Below are 15,370 nucleotides of genomic sequence, written 5' to 3'. Positions count from 1 at the left end.
TCACCATCGATAAGGCGTCATCCCGCCTGGGAAATAGTGCGGTGACATCCATGGTCCTGCTCCTGATGGGCACGGCGGTTGACATTGGCAAGGATCCATTTGCCAATTAGGCATCATCATTGGTTGGTTATGACAACCACAGTCTGGCATTGGCATTGGTTTTGTACCACAGCCACAAGATTGACCCATATTCATGTCTGGCATTGGCATTGGCATCGGCATTGGTTGGCTACCACAACCACAAGATTGGCCTATATTCATATCAGGCATCCCCATATTCATATTAGGCATCATATCAAATTGTGGTTTCATTTGCTCATTATGAGTAGGGAAAAACGGTGACGTAGATTCTAAAAAGTCTTCCATCCCCCCAACCTTATGATCTGGCATATCATAGGACATCGGTGGCTGTGGCATCGCATAATGCTCTACCTGTGGCTGCATCTGCATTGGCCACCACATTTGATGATGATAAATCGGCTGGTGACAACTTGAGCAATGTGGTACAACAGGCATTTGTGGCATGATATGCATTGGTGGCTGTGGTGCTGGTTGTGGCACGGGCATTGGCTTTGGTTTTGCTACTGGTGGTGGTGGTGGTGTAGGTGCTGGCGGCGGTGGTGGCTGTATTTGTACTGGTGGCGGAGTAACAGTTTGTTCTACTTGTGGCATTACCACTTGTTGGTGCCAATTCATTTCCACAGGCTGCGGTACCCACATCGGTTGTTGGGGCATCTGCATTGGCATTGGCATTGGTATAGGTATTGGAATCATTTGTGGTTCTGGCATTGGCATAGGAGCTGGTGGTGGTGGTACAATCGGCGGTGGCGGTGGCATCGGTCGTTGTACCTCCTTTTTAGGGCTTTCCTTTGTCGGTGTCTCCTTATGCACTTGTGTTTCCTTTTTCGGCATTTCTTTATGTGAATCTCTATGCGGCTCTTTGTTTATTTTTTCAGGCAATATAATCTCCATGCCTGGAACAATATAGTCTGGGTTGGCAAGATGGACATTGAGCCGCTTCAAATCTTCAAACGAAATGCCGTACTCTTTCGCAATCTTCCACAATGTGTCTCCCTTTTGAACAATATGAATACGCAATTTTTTCCTCCCTTCCTCTCTACGTATCATATGTTCAATGTTTCATTTGGATACAAAAATTTCAGCAAGTAAGAAATGCTTCATGGTACACTTAATCATAAGGAATGCGGATTCCTTTACTATGAGCAGAGGTGAACTCTTATGAAAAAAATGTTAGGCGAAGAACGCCGACTGCAACTATTAACACAATTAAAAAAAAGTAAAACTCCTATAACTGGGACAGACTTGGCTAAGTTTGCTAATGTTTCTAGACAAGTGATCGTCAATGATATGACTTTATTAAAGGCAAGAAATGAGCCCATTATTGCAACGAGTCAGGGCTACCTTTATATGCATCAGGAACATTTACAGCAAACTGTTGAACGCACTCTCCCTTGTTTGCATACCTCTGATCAAACAGAAGATGAATTAATGACGATTGTTGATTGTGGTGGTACAGTGAAAAATGTCATTGTCGAGCACCCAATATACGGAGAACTCATAGCATCGATTATGGTATCTAACCGTCATGAAGTGAAACAATTTATAGAACGTGTTAACGAAACACAGGCAAATTATTTATCAGCTCTCACAGGCGGCATTCATTTGCATGTTATTACTGCACCTTCTGTTGAGGTATTAACTTTGATTGAACAAGCTCTAGAAAAAAAGGGATACTTAGTGCAAGATCAATAAATAAAAAAGCACCGTCTGGGATATCATGTCAAACGGTGCTTTGTGTTTTATTGTAGGTATAGTCTTCTCTCCGCGGGTACCCCTATCATATTAGGAGAGGAATCTTTGTCGTTGAGAAGGTGTTGGCAAAAGACATTCACTTTTCTGACCGAATAAACGATAGCGATATTTGGCAAATAGGCGGTATAGCGCATTGCGTATAAATGGTGGCACGAGGATGAAAAGATACAAGCAAGGCCACAGCCTATCTAATTTCTTACATATTTTTAGAGCAGCTGTTGATTCAAAAAAAACTTGCCCATGTTCAATAAGAATCACACTATCTATATTCTTTGAAATATTGAACTGCGCTAGTAGGTTTTGGCCAAAATCACTTTGAAGTGAGGCAAATTGAAAATAGCCAGCTTGATCACGCTTAATAATAAATTGAACCGTGCTATCACAAAAATTACAGACACCATCAAATAAAATGATCCCACCCATCACATTTCCTCCTTATCGTTACTCTGCATCGTCTGAAGTTAAATAAGTAAAGTAGGTACCCAGTGACTTGACCTTACAGCCTAGGGCAGCAAGCTCTTCCATTGCCCCACGCATCATCGGTTCTTTTTCATCTGCTAATACATCAATCATGAAGAAATAATCGCCTAAACCTGTTTTAAGTGGACGTGATTCAATTTTACTTAAATTCAGTTGACGCCAGGCAAAAACAGAAAGCACCTGATGTAACGCCCCTGAACGATCAGTCGGCAATGTTATCATAAATGTCGTTTTTGCTTGCCCCTCTGATAGCTCTTGTGGCAAGCGTTTATTTTGTTTAGACAATACAAAGAAGCGTGTATGGTTAAAATGGAAATCATGGATATTCGACTCCACTATTTCAAGGCCATACTTTTCCGCTGCCGCCGCATTACCGACTGCCGCTATACATTCTTCTGGGTTTTCAGATACATATTTTGCTGCAGCTGCAGTTGAAGTAGTTTGATGTAATGGTACATGACTGAAACGATAAAATAAATATTTATGACATTGTGCAAGCGCATGAGGATGGGAATAGACACCCTCGATCGATTGCCAATGATCCTTCTGCTCTTTATTGACCATTAAATGTTGCTGGATTTTAAGGAGTAATTCACCAGTCACATACAGTGTTGCCTCATGGAATAAGTAATCTAATGTTAACGTTACAGAACCTTCTAAGGCATTTTCTAAAGGTACGACAGCTAAATCAACCTTTCCCTCTGCGACAGCCTCAATACATTCTGGAATCGTTGCGCATGGTATAAGCCACTCATTTGGAAAAGTAGCCTTTGTTGCTAAGTATGTAAATGATGCTTCTGGTCCTAAATAGGCAATTCGATTTTCCCATTGTTGCTTTGTCATTGCAAATACCTCCTTTATGGCACAATAAGGAGCAGTCCCTCCTGTGCAATCACTGTTGGGACAGCTCCTTATTTGAGCTTTGTTATCGTATTTTTACCTATGGCTTATTCAATACGATAATTGTCATTTTTATCAAAAATTAAAGACTTTGAACACTACTATACTTATAATGCACCAGAACTAATCACTTCTGCTGATTCAACAAAATCTAAGCGTTTTAATTGCTGGATGAGATCATCAAGGTCACAGGTCATGCTCGTTACATCCAATGATAATGTAACATTAGCACGCCCCTGAATAGGGATTGTTTGATGAATTGTCAATACATTACAATGTGTAATGGTCACCGTTTCTAAAAGCTTGGCAAGTGTTCCTTTTCTATCTTGAAGCTGTAAAAAGACTGTTAAAATGCGTTCCTGCACAATTGAATGAAAAGGAAAAACCGCATCACGATATTTGTAAAACGCACTTCGCGATAAATCCACCTGCTTTACCGCATCCCAAATGGAGGATACTGAACCACTTGATAGTAGGTGTTTCGCCTCCAAAGTTTTTTGCATTGCATCCGTTAAAACATCCTCACGAACTAAATAATATCGCTGATTCGCAACATTCTTCATACGCTTCCCCCTAAAACTCATGTCTTAATCGACAAATTCAAATTCAAACTCTTGTAGGCGTACTGTATCGCCATCTTGTGCTCCACGTTCTCGAAGAGCCTCGTCCACACCCATTGCACGCAATTGTCGAGCAAAACGACGAATTCCATCTTCACGGCTAAAGTCTGTCATTTTAAATAAACGTTCAATCGCATAACCACTAATAATAAAGGTACCATCATCATCACGAGTAATTTCGAAATCTTCGCCTTTTGCTTCATGCTTGTACATGACAGTTGCCTCTGATTGCTCCTCTAAGTCATCATATAGAGGGAATTCAGGCGTTACTTCTAATAAATCCGCAATGGCAAATAGAAGCTCTTTTAACCCTTGACGTGAAATAGCAGAAATCGGGAAGATTTGTACTTCCTCTCCGACCTTTTGGCGGAATTCCGCTAAGTTTTCTTCTGCATCTGGCATATCCATTTTATTGGCAACAATAATTTGTGGACGCTCTGTTAAACGAAGATTATATTGTTTCAGTTCTTCATTGATTGTTAAATAATCCTCATACGGATCGCGGCCTTCCATTCCTGACATATCAATGACATGAACAATAACCCGTGTACGCTCAATATGTCTTAAAAATTGATGGCCTAATCCTACCCCTTCGTGTGCTCCTTCGATTAGCCCCGGTAAATCTGCCATCGCAAAGCTTCGGTGATCATCTGTTTCAATCATCCCTAAATTCGGTACAATGGTTGTAAAATGATAAGCACCAATTTTTGGTTTAGCTGCAGAAACAACAGATAAAAGCGTTGATTTACCAACACTTGGGAAACCTACTAACCCTACATCTGCTAAAACTTTTAACTCTAATATAACATTTAATTCTTGTCCTGGCTCACCTTTTTCAGAAAGTTCTGGCGCTGGGTTAGCAGGTGTGGCAAATCTTGAATTCCCACGGCCACCGCGTCCTGCTTTTGCAATAATAGCTCTTTGTTGGTGCTCGACTAAATCGGCAATGACAGCGTTCGTTTCCTCATTGATAACCACTGTTCCTGGTGGCACTTTAATAATTAAATCATCAGCATTTTTACCATGCATGCCTTTACTCATCCCATGTTCACCACGAGGAGCCTTAAAATGGCGTTTGTAACGGAAGTCCATTAATGTACGGAGACCTTCGTCTACTTCAAATACTACATTACCACCATGTCCACCATCGCCACCTGCTGGACCACCATTGGGTACATATTTTTCACGACGAAAGGCTACCATACCGTCTCCGCCGTCGCCACCTTTAACATAAATTTTTACGTGATCGACAAACATTTAGTTCACTCCCTATTTGCACTCAAGACATATTGCCAGCGCGTATTTGACTGCTCAATTGTTTGAATGTCGAATTGTTTCAAACCTTTTTCGGTGAATGCATCAGCACTCCATAACCCATTTAGCGTGAATGTCACGGCAAATGTATGATCGTCAACACGTACATCAAGCGTTAGGATCTGCTCTGTAAACGGATCTAATGTATCATAAACATGCAAAACTGTTTTGTTTAAATAATCTACAACTTCCTGATCAATATCATTGGTCACAGGCTTTTTTATCTCACCGCTTAGCTTCCATGCTAATGATGGATAACGCCATCCTGCTGTTTGTAGCCATTCTATTGTTTGTGGTAATTGTAGTCGATTGAGGATAGAAAACACTCTTAGTTGTTCTGAATAATGCTGAATAAGTTCCTTTGTTTCATCAATTCTACCTAAATCTAAATTCATGCGAATCAGTTGCAGTTGATTCACATAATCATGATTTGCAAAACGTAATACTTCACTAATGGTTAGTGATTGATTGTTCATCCCATTCACTCCAATAAAGTTATCCTTACTAGTATAACAAGTTTTGCTGTAATTTTCCCTAATTCTTTATTCAATTATGCCTTAGCATAATATGTTTCGATTGAGAAGTTAACGTGATAAACTACATTCTTCTCATCACCTATAGAAGAGGGAGACTTCTGTACCTGTTACTATGCTTTCATAAAAACATGTACTAAAAGTCATTGAAATTTAGCCAAAAAAAGGACTGCAATAAATGCAGTCCTCCGCTTTATGTTATCTTATAAAAGATTAAGCTTCTTGTGTTGCTGGGTATACAGATACTTGTTTGCGATCGCGACCTAAACGTTCGAATTTCACAACGCCGTCAACTTTAGCAAATAGTGTATCGTCACCACCACGACCTACGTTTGTACCTGGGTAAATTTTTGTACCGCGTTGACGGTAAAGAATTGAACCACCAGTTACGAATTGGCCATCAGCACGTTTAGCACCAAGTCGTTTAGACTCAGAGTCACGTCCGTTTTTAGTAGAACCAACCCCTTTTTTCGATGCGAAAAGTTGAAGGTCTAATGCTAATAATAATTTCATCGAGTTCCACCTCCTACTTGGTTGTAGTTGATTTGGATGTATTGTCCGTAATTTTGCACCATAGAATACACTTGGGCAGTCATTACTTGAACAATTAACTGTAGTTTTGCATCTATTTCAGGCTCTAAATCTAATGGTAAATCTACCTTCAGATAGCCTCCACCTTCAGCTGCTTGTTCGATTTCTGGTTGAATCTGTAATAATGCATAAATAGCATTGACTGTACCAATGGCAATAGTCGACGCTCCTGCACATACTAAATCTTTGCCAGATTCATCGTAACCAGCATGTCCTGAAAATTCGAATGCTGACACATGTCTATTTTCATCGTGATGAATCGTAACTTGTATCATTCGCTACACCTCACAATTAAGCGTTGATTGCTTCAACAACTAATTTTGTGTAAGGTTGACGGTGACCTTGTTTACGACGGTAGTTCTTTTTAGCTTTCATTTTGAAAACAACGATTTTTTTCGCACGGCCTTCTTTCACAACTTTAGCTGTTACAGTAGCGCCTTCTACGAATGGAGCGCCAACTTTAACGTTTTCGCCACCTACGAATAAAACTTTATCAAAAGTTACAACCTCGTCAGCTTCTACGCCTAATTTTTCAACATAGATTTCTTGACCAGCTTCTACTTTGATTTGTTTACCACCAGTTTCAATAATTGCGTACATTTTACTGCACCTCCTCTTAGACTCAGACTCGCCTGTTTAATAAAGGTGATCCTATCAGATACTTAAACCTTTCCAGAGCGGTTGTAGTAGCACGGGTGCTACAAACAATAACATTAAAATATTACCACATGATTTATTTTAAGTCAATCTATTCATAACATATTTTTCAAAGGCTATTCGATATTTTCGATAATGCCATTCTTTCCATGCTTGAAGCCAAATAAATAAAATGATAATTGCTAAAAAAATAGATTGTGGCAAAAAAAGCAACGTGATGAATAAAAGTATAGTCGAAACGATGAAGGATAGCCAATAATAACTTTCCACCAACTGAGCTCTTGGGTGATGTAAAAAGAGCCAGGCTAAAAATATTCTCCCTCCATCTAACGGTATGATAGGAACAATATTTACAGCCAATAACACTAGTTGCACGCTTATAAGTCTAGTAGCAAGTAGTTCAGGCATAAAAAAAGCGAGGCCAATCCCAATAATGGTAGCGATTGGTCCTCCTAATGCAATCCATAGGAGTGACGACGCTTGCACAACCGCTGGATTTTCAAATTGAATTTCTCCCCCATATGGTGTAATGACGCATGATTTCACCTTGACACCGCACAATAATGCTGCAATTAAGTGCCCTGCCTCGTGCCATAACAATGAAAATAATATAATGGCGTAATAAGCTAATTGCCCACTCAAAATCATGACAAACACAAGAGGGATGCACAGAAGATGTAATTTAATCTTCATTGGTCTCCGTCATTTCGAGCCATTGTACAATTTGCTCTAAATCGTAATGGGTATCTCCCTTTTCAATGGAAAGATAAAGTTGACCCGCTTCTTTCATGCCAATTAAATCATTTGCTTGAATAGATGTATAAGGTAGTTGTGCTAAACTATCTAGCATCCCATAAGATACTGTTGTACCATCTTCGTAACTAATGGTCATGGTCTTACCTGTATACTTTGTATGTCCAGTAAAAACAACTAAGCCTGTCTGACCAGCATAGACTGGCAAACCTACATCATACTGCAATAAATAGCCTTCTTTAAAAACTTGGGCGTTGGCAAATGTTAAAAGATCTGCTTGCCCTACATCACTAGATACCATGATCGTCTCTTTTTCTTTTTCGAACCAGCTTTGCCCGAGCTCACTTAAATACGTTAAATCAGCAGAGGTTGTCACAAGCTTCCGAACAGGTGTATCCACTACACCCTGATCCTCTAAACGAATTACAAGCATAATTGCTGCCACAAGTAATATCGTGACGAACCATTTCCATTTTTTAAACAAGCTCTCATCCTTTTTTCCACACTATATGAGATTGCATGTCCAAACATGCACAAGAAAAAACCTTCTCGTACAATTGCACGAAAAGGTTTTAATTTATTTTGAAAATAGCGCTTTAAGTTTAGAAAACATTCCTCTTTGCTCGTCTTGAATAGCCATCAAAGGCACCGATTCACCTAAAATACGACGAGCGATATTTCGATAGCCTAATGATGCTTTATTGGATGGGTCCATGACGATTGGCTCCCCTTTATTTGAAGAAGAAATTACTCCTTCACTATCTACAATAATACCTAATAAATCAATAGATAGATGGGTTGTAATTTCATTGACATCCAATGTGTCACCGCTCTTCATCATATGTTGTCGTATACGGTTAATGATTAGTTTAGGTGCTGTAATTTCCTCTTGCTCAAGTAAACCGATAATTCGATCCGCATCACGAACAGCAGAAATCTCAGGTGTTGTGACAACAATCGCATGATCTGCACCAGCAACGGCATTACGATAGCCTTGTTCGATACCAGCAGGACAGTCAATTAACACATAATCATAATCTCTTTTCAATTCCTCTACTAAGCTCTTCATTTGCTCTGGGGTAACAGCATTTTTATCTGTTGTTTGAGCAGCAGGTAATAAAAATAGTTTTTCATCTACGCGCTTATCCTTAATTAATGCTTGGTGAATTTTGCAGCGTCCTTCCACCACATCAACTAGGTCATAAATAATACGATTTTCTAGGCCTAAAATTACATCTAAATTACGCAGGCCAATATCTGTATCGACTAAACATACTTTTTTACCTTGTAGAGCCAATGCAGTCCCAAGGTTAGCCGTTGTCGTTGTTTTACCGACACCGCCTTTACCTGAAGTTATGACGATCGCTTCTCCCACACTAGCTTCCTCCCTTAGACACATTTAACAATGGTCGAATATTTTTTAAGGCATGAATTTGATCGTACGTAATCCGTCCATCGTAGCCAATAAAAGCACAAGTCATTTCTGCTTGATTCATCGCTTTTACATGTTCATCTGACATTGCCTGAGCTTGATCGGCAATCATGATATGTGTGGCTTCGAATCGAGATGCCGCAATGATGGCTTCTTTATTACCATGCACGCCTGCATGTGCAATCCCTTTCAATTTACCTAGGACATATACATTACCACCAGCCTCTACACGACCATTTGGATTTACATTTCCAACGATGATAATGTCTCCTGACGAACGCAGAATTTGTCCTGATCTGACCACGCCAATATATGTATCTTGTTGACTTTCAATCATTTTCTGGTTGCTTTCATGGACAGTCAGTACTTCACTTTGCACCTTTGATACAATAAGTTGCTCTGTTTCTTCGACAATTTTGATCAATTCATTAATTTGGTCATCAGTACAGTATCGATAGCCTAAGTATAATTGTACATCTACTTTACCATCGATACCGCCTTCTAAAACTTTTTTCTTTAATTCTTCCACTAACTCGCCATACGCACATTGGTCGTCTAGGCGTAGTACAAAACCGTCCTTCGTTCCCTTCATATTAACTAACTGTTTTTTCATGAATGCCTCACCTCACGTTGTTCTTTATTAAGAAACTTCACGTGCTCTCTGTAAGACACGCGCATTAATTAGATATTTGAAGGCCCAACCAAGAATCATTAAAAATAAAGCATTGGCAATGATTGTTGGCAATAGTCGTGAACGTAAGAAATCCGCTAAAGGTATTGCTGTAAAATCGATTAAGAAGAAGAATTGATAGAGTATAAATTCTAAAATTGCTACTAGAACAACTGAAATTGTCGTTGTCACAACTAAGTGCTGATGTATAACTTTCACGATAGACCCTGCTAAAAAACAAATAAGTGGATAAAGTACTGAATATAATCCAATAATATCAATGTAAAAGACATCATACAAGACACCAAAAAAAAGTCCATACATTACCGCACGTTGACGGCTGTAATAGATGGATATAAAAATTAAATATAAGATTAAAAAACGCGGTATCAGATAATAGACTTCCCCTTTAATTTCAATTGGGGAAAGCATGGCAAACTCTGGTTCTACTAAGAACAGTAAAACCGCCACAGAGGGAATGAGAAATCGAACCATCACTCCGCCTCCTCTTTATTCGCCTCTGGCGGATTCGATAAATCCTTATTTGTTGCATTGCCATCTGAGCCATCAATAGCTGTTGACGTACGCTTTGCAATCACGACATGCTCTAAAATTGAAAACTCAGCAGATGGTTTGACATAAGCCATTTTCGTTAAGCCATGATCATCTGTACTAACTTCTGTAATTTCTCCAATCGGGACACCTTTAGGGAAAATTCCACCAAGCCCTGAAGAAACTACTTGCTCGCCTTCCTTAACCTTCATGCTAGAATCGATTCGCTTCATAATGAGTTCATTACGTTCTTCATCAAAGCCCTCGATTAAACCGTATGCTTCTTTTTCTCCTAACACCATCGCAGATACACGATAGTTTGGATTATTTGTATATAAAAGCTCTACCTCAGATGTGAAAGGTGTTACTAGTGTAATCTTACCAACTAGTCCTTTCGCCGTCATAACTGCCATATTCTTTTGAACTCCATGAGAAGACCCTTTATCTAAAATAATTTTCTCTTCCCATTGGTCAGGATTTCTAGCAATCACTGTTGCATGAATTGGATTAAATGCTTTTAAGCTCTCAGTTTTACCCAATAGCTCTCGAAGCTTGCTATTCTCTGATTTTAAATCCGTAGCCTCAGCTTGTACAACTGCAAAATCTTCTAAGCGTGCTTTTAAACGTTTATTTTCTTCGTACGTGTTTAAGAGGGAGTCAATATTATTAAAAATGCCATTAATATAATTTGCCGGCTTCGCAACAATTGATTGTGCGACGCCGACAGTATCTTTAATAATTTGCTCTGGTAAAGTTGCATTCGTCCGATCACGTAATGAGAAGCTAATCAATGCCACAAGAAATACCATGCCTACGAGCAGCAAAATTACTTTCTTATTGAAAAAAAAGTGTGGCATTGCCTAAACCCCCTTACCCTTTAACTTGTTGTTGACGAATTAAGTCGATATGATCTAAAGCCTTACCTGTACCGATTGCTACACAGTCTAACGGATCTTCCGCGATAAATACTGGCATGTTTGTTTCTTGGCTAATCACTTTGTCCAAGTTAGTTAATAGCGCACCACCACCAGTTAAAACAATTCCGCGTTCCATAACGTCAGCAGACAATTCAGGAGGAGTTTGTTCTAATGTTTTTCGAACACCATCAATAATAGATGCAACAGCTTCACGTAATGATTCAGAAATTTCCTGTGAAGAAATTTCAATTGTTTTCGGTAAACCAGTTAACAGGTCACGTCCTCTAATTTCCATTTTTTCCTCTGAACCTTCTGCTAAGGCAGTACCAATTTCCATTTTCACAGCTTCTGCTGTACGTTCACCAATTGTTAAATTATACGTTTTACGAATATATGAGATGATAGATTGGTCCATAGCATCCCCACCAACACGTACAGATTCACTTGTTACAATACCACCTAATGAAATAACTGCAACTTCTGTTGTACCACCACCGATGTCAACAACCATTGACCCAGTAGGATCCCATACAGGTAGATTAGAACCGATCGCTGCTGCAAATGGCTCTTCGATTGTGAAAGCCTCTTTTGCGCCGGCTTGTCGAGCAGCATCAATAACCGCACGTTGTTCAACTGATGTAATACCGTACGGCACACAAATCATAACATTTGGTTTTTTCCAGTTACCGCCGGAGTTTTTACATGCTTCTTTTAAATAATACTCAATCATTGCTGTTGTAATATCGAAATCAGCAATAACACCATCTTTCATTGGGCGAATTGCTACGATTGAGCCAGGTGTACGACCAATCATATTTTTCGCATCATTACCAACGGCAACGATATCTCCTGTTTTTGTATTTTTTGCTACCACTGAAGGTTCACGTAAAACGATTCCCTTTCCTTTAATAAACACTAATGTATTCGCTGTGCCGAGGTCAATCCCGACATCTTTACTTCCTAGTCCAAACAAATTGTGTACTCCCTTTCTATATAAGCCATACTTTCGTTGACATCCATTATCTTTGACGACAATGTATAGGAAAATTGAATTGTGTAGTGTATCTACACAATTGACTCCTCTCAAAATCCATAACATCCGTCAAATTGTTTATCTTCATCAGCCGGTGATTCACACCACGAAAAAACTACACACTCATTCACCTCACCACCAATTTTCGATGGGAGTCCTTCCTGAATAAAGATAAAATTCATACCTTTCATTATAACGGAATAACGCAAGAATTTGTAGTGCCACATACTCCATCTCACAGAAAAGATACTATTTTAATTCCCTCTTAAACTAAAAATAGTACGTATAGATTAGCATATAATTTTTATTCTCATAAAACAATGTGTATCAGGCTACCAATTTTTGTGAAGATAATAGAGTTTCTATGAATACATTAACGATTTGTAAGGAAAAAGGTTCGCCAATATACCACAAAAAAATACAAAAATTTTATGACTACCTATCATTGACACTTTGATGTTATTATTGCACAGATTTTTTAGCTGACTTACATGATGTAATCAATAGGTATTGCTAGCCCCTCCTACCGAAAGCAAAAAACTCTGCACAATACATGCAGAGTTAAAAATATCCTTTTTCCTTCAAACTAATAAATTGATGATCACCAATAATAACATGATCGATTAATTCAATGCCGATAATATAACCAGCTTCAACGATACGCTTCGTAACTTCAATATCCTCCGTACTTGGCGTTGGAACTCCACTAGGGTGATTATGGGCACAAATAATTGAAGCAGCAGATCTCTTGACAGCTTCACGAAAAATTTCCCTAGGATGTACGATGGAGGCATTTAAACTGCCAATAAAAATCGTTTGTTTATGAATAATTTGATTCTTGATATTTAAAAACAGAACTACTAACTTCACATAAACCCAAACTTTTAAATTATATGATTTCCTTCTATATTAATAGACCACCCATTACGGAGTGGTCTTTTTCTTAATTATTTACTTATTTTTTTTAATAAGTCTCCTACTTTAGGATATAAAAAAGGTTTAGGTATTTCCTCAGTACTCGAACCAGATGCTGCCAAGGGGTTTAAAACCCTAGAAAAAGAATTTGGAGAGCTTCTATGTGTAATTTTTTCTGTTTCAATTGTTTCTAATGTAGCTACTTTCTCTTGTACATGAATAACTTTACCTCTACCTTTAACTAGTTCTAGTTGACCGAGGTTTTCAAAAGTATCTGGATCATATAATGTATCTCCTAGTTCAAATACAAGGTAAACATCCCCTAATTTGACATCATCGTCACTGCCTTTATTCATAACTAATCTTAGATCTTTATCCAAAATCATCACAACTTTTGGCGTACTCATTATTAATTTCCTCCTAATATTTCGCTAAGAATTTGCTGTTCTATATAAGGCTTTACAATTACTTTCTTCCACTCGTGTTGATTACCCGCAATAAGTTGTTGAATGAAATTCGCCTCTATGTTATTCCAGTAAATAACTGTAACTTGAATTAATCCGTTGTTCTGTATATTAGTAACAAGCCCATTCCCTAAAAAATATTCAGTACCATCTGATTCTTTTTTAAAAAAAGACACATATATATTGTAACTAAAAATAGTAGATTTATTAACAATAATAATTTGTGTATCACCTTCGCTTCTTATATTTACAATTGAAGGATGAACATCATTATTTTTCATTTCCCTTTTATAATTATCCCATACTATAGAGATAGCATATGATAAAAGAATGATAATTAGGAATAAAAAACTGATAATCATTACACAAATAGCAAGTGGTATTTTTATATCTGGTTTCCAAATCCAAATAAACAAGGGAACCACTCCTGAAAACGTTAAAGAATAGACAAAACTGTTCTTTAGTTTTTTACTACTTTCAAATAGTATTTCTCTTTTTTTTAGATTCATAAGTTCCTCTTCTGCTCAATTTAAAAAGTAAAAATTGAGGTTAATTTGTTTTATAACCAATTATAATTTATAATAACTAATTTGTTAATAGAGGAAAAATTAAGCATAATTTTATCCTTATGCTATATTACTATATTGCATCACCTATGGTACGTAATATTTGTAAGAATAAAGGTGACATCTGAATTAATACATAGCCTAATCCAGCATTCATAATTGTATTCCAAGCACGCTCACTATTCCCTAACATAAAGAAGAAACAACCACCTACCATAATGACGCTGGCTATTGGAAAACTAATAGCTACAAGAATCTGCACAAGTGGATCTAATGCAGTTGCTAATATCTCTAATGACTTTTCAGCAATGATTCCTGTTGGTTGAGCAATTGTACTTACAGGTATTGTGGAAGGCATTTGTGCTACGACTGGTTCCATTACTTGTTGTGGAGCAGATACAGGCATAACTGTGGAGGAATGAGCGTCATTGAATTTGTTAAACATAAATAGCCCTGTGCCTACTGCAACTGTGGATGGTATAGCTGCAGCTAATGCTACATGCCTTAATGTGGCATACTTTTCATCCCCTTCAAATCGATCACTGTAATCCGTGTATTCATTAGCAGGTACAACCTCTGTTTTAATACGTTTTTTAAACATCTATATTCCCCCTCTTATTTCTTCAAATGTATATACCTTAACCTTTAGCCCTCCACAGGATGCTTCTAACTGTTGCCTACGCAATTCTGTTGTGGTTAGCCATACTAGCGTTGGGTAATAGCCCATCTGTTTTACCAGGCTATCCATAAGCAATTTATAGCACTTAATCTTCTCGCGATTTTCCTTCATCGTTTGAAGGTTATCAACTTCTAAAAAATGTTGAAAGCCATTCCTTGAAAACATACCGTCCACAATGATTGAAGTGGTACCATCCGATATTTTGACTTCATTCTTCCAGTCACGCGGACTTTTATAGAACAACCAAAATTCATTACGCATAATGGTATGTTGTACATGGCCGCCTTTCTTGCGTACCTTGTCACAATCAACATAAATACGACCTAAATTGTTGAGGTAATAAATTGTTTCGTAACCATTCCGAATGGAGGATAGATAACTAGATAAATTGTGGAGGACCCTATTTGTATTACGTTTCTTTCCAAGATTAAAATATCGGCTAAGTTGATCACGCGTCATGA

21 protein-coding genes, 1 pseudogene and 1 other annotated feature are annotated in these 15,370 nt (G+C 38.2%); of the genes and pseudogenes, 1 reads left to right on the top strand and 21 read right to left on the bottom strand.

Annotated elements, in window-relative coordinates:
- Entirely contained in the window at nucleotides 1-1,098 is a 1,098-nt protein-coding gene (locus tag ABC382_RS22905; RefSeq protein WP_412927205.1) for a LysM peptidoglycan-binding domain-containing protein, read from the bottom strand.
- 141 nt (nucleotides 1,099-1,239) lie between these two features.
- On the opposite strand from ABC382_RS22905, the gene ABC382_RS22900 reads away from it, so the two are divergent.
- Nucleotides 1,240-1,773 (top strand): transcription repressor NadR, encoded by a 534-nt coding sequence (locus tag ABC382_RS22900; RefSeq protein ID WP_274793928.1) that lies wholly within the window; start codon nucleotides 1,240-1,242, stop codon nucleotides 1,771-1,773.
- A 90-nt stretch (nucleotides 1,774-1,863) separates the two neighbouring features.
- On the opposite strand, the gene ABC382_RS22895 is transcribed toward ABC382_RS22900, so the two are convergent.
- From ABC382_RS22895 to ABC382_RS22800, 20 genes and pseudogenes are all read right to left on the bottom strand, one after another.
- Nucleotides 1,864-2,256: a thiol-disulfide oxidoreductase DCC family protein gene (locus tag ABC382_RS22895; RefSeq protein WP_274793929.1), complete on the bottom strand. Its 393-nt coding sequence runs from the start codon at nucleotides 2,254-2,256 to the stop codon at nucleotides 1,864-1,866.
- Nucleotides 2,257-2,274: 18 nt separating this feature from the next.
- Entirely contained in the window at nucleotides 2,275-3,156 is an 882-nt protein-coding gene (gene pheA, locus ABC382_RS22890; RefSeq protein ID WP_412927204.1) for a prephenate dehydratase, read from the bottom strand.
- 164 nt (nucleotides 3,157-3,320) lie between these two features.
- Nucleotides 3,321-3,776, bottom strand: coding sequence for an ACT domain-containing protein (locus tag ABC382_RS22885; protein ID WP_004226679.1), 456 nt, complete (start codon nucleotides 3,774-3,776; stop codon nucleotides 3,321-3,323).
- Between the two features lie 24 nt (nucleotides 3,777-3,800).
- Nucleotides 3,801-5,090 (bottom strand): GTPase ObgE, encoded by a 1,290-nt coding sequence (gene obgE, locus ABC382_RS22880; protein WP_274793931.1) that lies wholly within the window; start codon nucleotides 5,088-5,090, stop codon nucleotides 3,801-3,803.
- A gap of 5 nt (nucleotides 5,091-5,095) precedes the next feature.
- A complete protein-coding gene (locus tag ABC382_RS22875) occupies nucleotides 5,096-5,623 on the bottom strand; it encodes a Spo0B domain-containing protein (RefSeq protein WP_274793932.1) in 528 nt (175 codons plus the stop codon).
- 270 nt (nucleotides 5,624-5,893) lie between these two features.
- Nucleotides 5,894-6,193 carry a 50S ribosomal protein L27 gene (gene rpmA / locus ABC382_RS22870; RefSeq protein ID WP_024363181.1) on the bottom strand — a complete coding sequence of 100 codons (300 nt, stop codon included), beginning with the start codon at nucleotides 6,191-6,193 and terminating at the stop codon, nucleotides 5,894-5,896.
- Nucleotides 6,190-6,546 carry a ribosomal-processing cysteine protease Prp gene (locus ABC382_RS22865; protein ID WP_274793933.1) on the bottom strand — a complete coding sequence of 119 codons (357 nt, stop codon included), beginning with the start codon at nucleotides 6,544-6,546 and terminating at the stop codon, nucleotides 6,190-6,192. Before ABC382_RS22865 ends, rpmA begins: the two co-directional genes overlap by 4 nt.
- 16 nt (nucleotides 6,547-6,562) lie before the next feature.
- A complete protein-coding gene (gene rplU / locus ABC382_RS22860) occupies nucleotides 6,563-6,871 on the bottom strand; it encodes a 50S ribosomal protein L21 (RefSeq protein WP_274793934.1) in 309 nt (102 codons plus the stop codon).
- A 14-nt stretch (nucleotides 6,872-6,885) separates the two neighbouring features.
- Nucleotides 6,886-6,964, bottom strand: a sequence feature (ribosomal protein L21 leader region).
- A gap of 45 nt (nucleotides 6,965-7,009) precedes the next feature.
- Nucleotides 7,010-7,621, bottom strand: a complete 612-nt coding sequence (locus ABC382_RS22855) for a zinc metalloprotease (protein ID WP_274793935.1) — start codon at nucleotides 7,619-7,621, stop codon at nucleotides 7,010-7,012.
- Nucleotides 7,611-8,165, bottom strand: a complete 555-nt coding sequence (locus ABC382_RS22850) for a peptidoglycan DD-metalloendopeptidase family protein (protein WP_312506761.1) — start codon at nucleotides 8,163-8,165, stop codon at nucleotides 7,611-7,613. Before ABC382_RS22850 ends, ABC382_RS22855 begins: the two co-directional genes overlap by 11 nt.
- A 93-nt stretch (nucleotides 8,166-8,258) precedes the next feature.
- Nucleotides 8,259-9,056, bottom strand: coding sequence for a septum site-determining protein MinD (gene minD / locus ABC382_RS22845; RefSeq protein ID WP_274793937.1), 798 nt, complete (start codon nucleotides 9,054-9,056; stop codon nucleotides 8,259-8,261).
- A gap of 1 nt (nucleotide 9,057) precedes the next feature.
- Nucleotides 9,058-9,726: a septum site-determining protein MinC gene (gene minC, locus ABC382_RS22840; RefSeq protein WP_274793938.1), complete on the bottom strand. Its 669-nt coding sequence runs from the start codon at nucleotides 9,724-9,726 to the stop codon at nucleotides 9,058-9,060.
- A gap of 27 nt (nucleotides 9,727-9,753) precedes the next feature.
- Nucleotides 9,754-10,278 carry a rod shape-determining protein MreD gene (gene mreD, locus ABC382_RS22835; RefSeq protein WP_274793939.1) on the bottom strand — a complete coding sequence of 175 codons (525 nt, stop codon included), beginning with the start codon at nucleotides 10,276-10,278 and terminating at the stop codon, nucleotides 9,754-9,756.
- Nucleotides 10,278-11,192 (bottom strand): rod shape-determining protein MreC, encoded by a 915-nt coding sequence (gene mreC / locus ABC382_RS22830; protein WP_274793940.1) that lies wholly within the window; start codon nucleotides 11,190-11,192, stop codon nucleotides 10,278-10,280. Before mreC ends, mreD begins: the two co-directional genes overlap by 1 nt.
- A 13-nt stretch (nucleotides 11,193-11,205) precedes the next feature.
- Nucleotides 11,206-12,225 (bottom strand): rod shape-determining protein, encoded by a 1,020-nt coding sequence (locus tag ABC382_RS22825; protein WP_274793941.1) that lies wholly within the window; start codon nucleotides 12,223-12,225, stop codon nucleotides 11,206-11,208.
- Between the two features lie 621 nt (nucleotides 12,226-12,846).
- A pseudogene (gene radC / locus ABC382_RS22820) lies at nucleotides 12,847-13,146 on the bottom strand (RadC family protein); the annotation flags it as partial.
- A gap of 86 nt (nucleotides 13,147-13,232) precedes the next feature.
- Nucleotides 13,233-13,607 carry a hypothetical protein gene (locus ABC382_RS22815; protein ID WP_322606413.1) on the bottom strand — a complete coding sequence of 125 codons (375 nt, stop codon included), beginning with the start codon at nucleotides 13,605-13,607 and terminating at the stop codon, nucleotides 13,233-13,235.
- A gap of 2 nt (nucleotides 13,608-13,609) precedes the next feature.
- Nucleotides 13,610-14,173: a hypothetical protein gene (locus tag ABC382_RS22810; protein WP_412927203.1), complete on the bottom strand. Its 564-nt coding sequence runs from the start codon at nucleotides 14,171-14,173 to the stop codon at nucleotides 13,610-13,612.
- Nucleotides 14,174-14,303: 130 nt separating this feature from the next.
- Nucleotides 14,304-14,831 carry a hypothetical protein gene (locus ABC382_RS22805; RefSeq protein ID WP_412927202.1) on the bottom strand — a complete coding sequence of 176 codons (528 nt, stop codon included), beginning with the start codon at nucleotides 14,829-14,831 and terminating at the stop codon, nucleotides 14,304-14,306.
- The gene (locus tag ABC382_RS22800; RefSeq protein ID WP_412927201.1) at nucleotides 14,832-15,368 is read right to left on the bottom strand and encodes a replication-relaxation family protein; all 537 of its coding nucleotides are present in this window, start codon (nucleotides 15,366-15,368) and stop codon (nucleotides 14,832-14,834) included.
- Between the last annotated feature and the right edge of the window lie 2 nt (nucleotides 15,369-15,370).

Source organism: Lysinibacillus phoenicis (genome assembly GCF_047238325.1).
Taxonomy (GTDB): Bacteria; Bacillota; Bacilli; order Bacillales_A; family Planococcaceae; genus Lysinibacillus; species Lysinibacillus irui.
The sequence above is the reverse complement of the archived record's forward strand: the minus strand, read 5'-3'. Positions and strand labels throughout refer to the sequence as shown.

Coding starts and splice junctions, on each gene's coding strand:
- pheA (WP_412927204.1), bottom strand. CDS start 3,156: ATGACAAAGCAACAATGGGAAAATCGAATTGCCTATTTAGGACCAGAA.
- ABC382_RS22900 (WP_274793928.1), top strand. CDS start 1,240: ATGAAAAAAATGTTAGGCGAAGAACGCCGACTGCAACTATTAACACAA.
- ABC382_RS22855 (WP_274793935.1), bottom strand. CDS start 7,621: ATGAAGATTAAATTACATCTTCTGTGCATCCCTCTTGTGTTTGTCATG.
- ABC382_RS22865 (WP_274793933.1), bottom strand. CDS start 6,546: ATGATACAAGTTACGATTCATCACGATGAAAATAGACATGTGTCAGCA.
- ABC382_RS22815 (WP_322606413.1), bottom strand. CDS start 13,607: ATGAGTACGCCAAAAGTTGTGATGATTTTGGATAAAGATCTAAGATTA.
- rpmA (WP_024363181.1), bottom strand. CDS start 6,193: ATGAAATTATTATTAGCATTAGACCTTCAACTTTTCGCATCGAAAAAA.
- ABC382_RS22875 (WP_274793932.1), bottom strand. CDS start 5,623: ATGAACAATCAATCACTAACCATTAGTGAAGTATTACGTTTTGCAAAT.
- ABC382_RS22895 (WP_274793929.1), bottom strand. CDS start 2,256: ATGGGTGGGATCATTTTATTTGATGGTGTCTGTAATTTTTGTGATAGC.
- ABC382_RS22885 (WP_004226679.1), bottom strand. CDS start 3,776: ATGAAGAATGTTGCGAATCAGCGATATTATTTAGTTCGTGAGGATGTT.
- obgE (WP_274793931.1), bottom strand. CDS start 5,090: ATGTTTGTCGATCACGTAAAAATTTATGTTAAAGGTGGCGACGGCGGA.
- mreC (WP_274793940.1), bottom strand. CDS start 11,192: ATGCCACACTTTTTTTTCAATAAGAAAGTAATTTTGCTGCTCGTAGGC.
- ABC382_RS22800 (WP_412927201.1), bottom strand. CDS start 15,368: ATGACGCGTGATCAACTTAGCCGATATTTTAATCTTGGAAAGAAACGT.
- rplU (WP_274793934.1), bottom strand. CDS start 6,871: ATGTACGCAATTATTGAAACTGGTGGTAAACAAATCAAAGTAGAAGCT.
- ABC382_RS22810 (WP_412927203.1), bottom strand. CDS start 14,173: ATGAATCTAAAAAAAAGAGAAATACTATTTGAAAGTAGTAAAAAACTA.
- minC (WP_274793938.1), bottom strand. CDS start 9,726: ATGAAAAAACAGTTAGTTAATATGAAGGGAACGAAGGACGGTTTTGTA.
- ABC382_RS22805 (WP_412927202.1), bottom strand. CDS start 14,831: ATGTTTAAAAAACGTATTAAAACAGAGGTTGTACCTGCTAATGAATAC.
- mreD (WP_274793939.1), bottom strand. CDS start 10,278: ATGGTTCGATTTCTCATTCCCTCTGTGGCGGTTTTACTGTTCTTAGTA.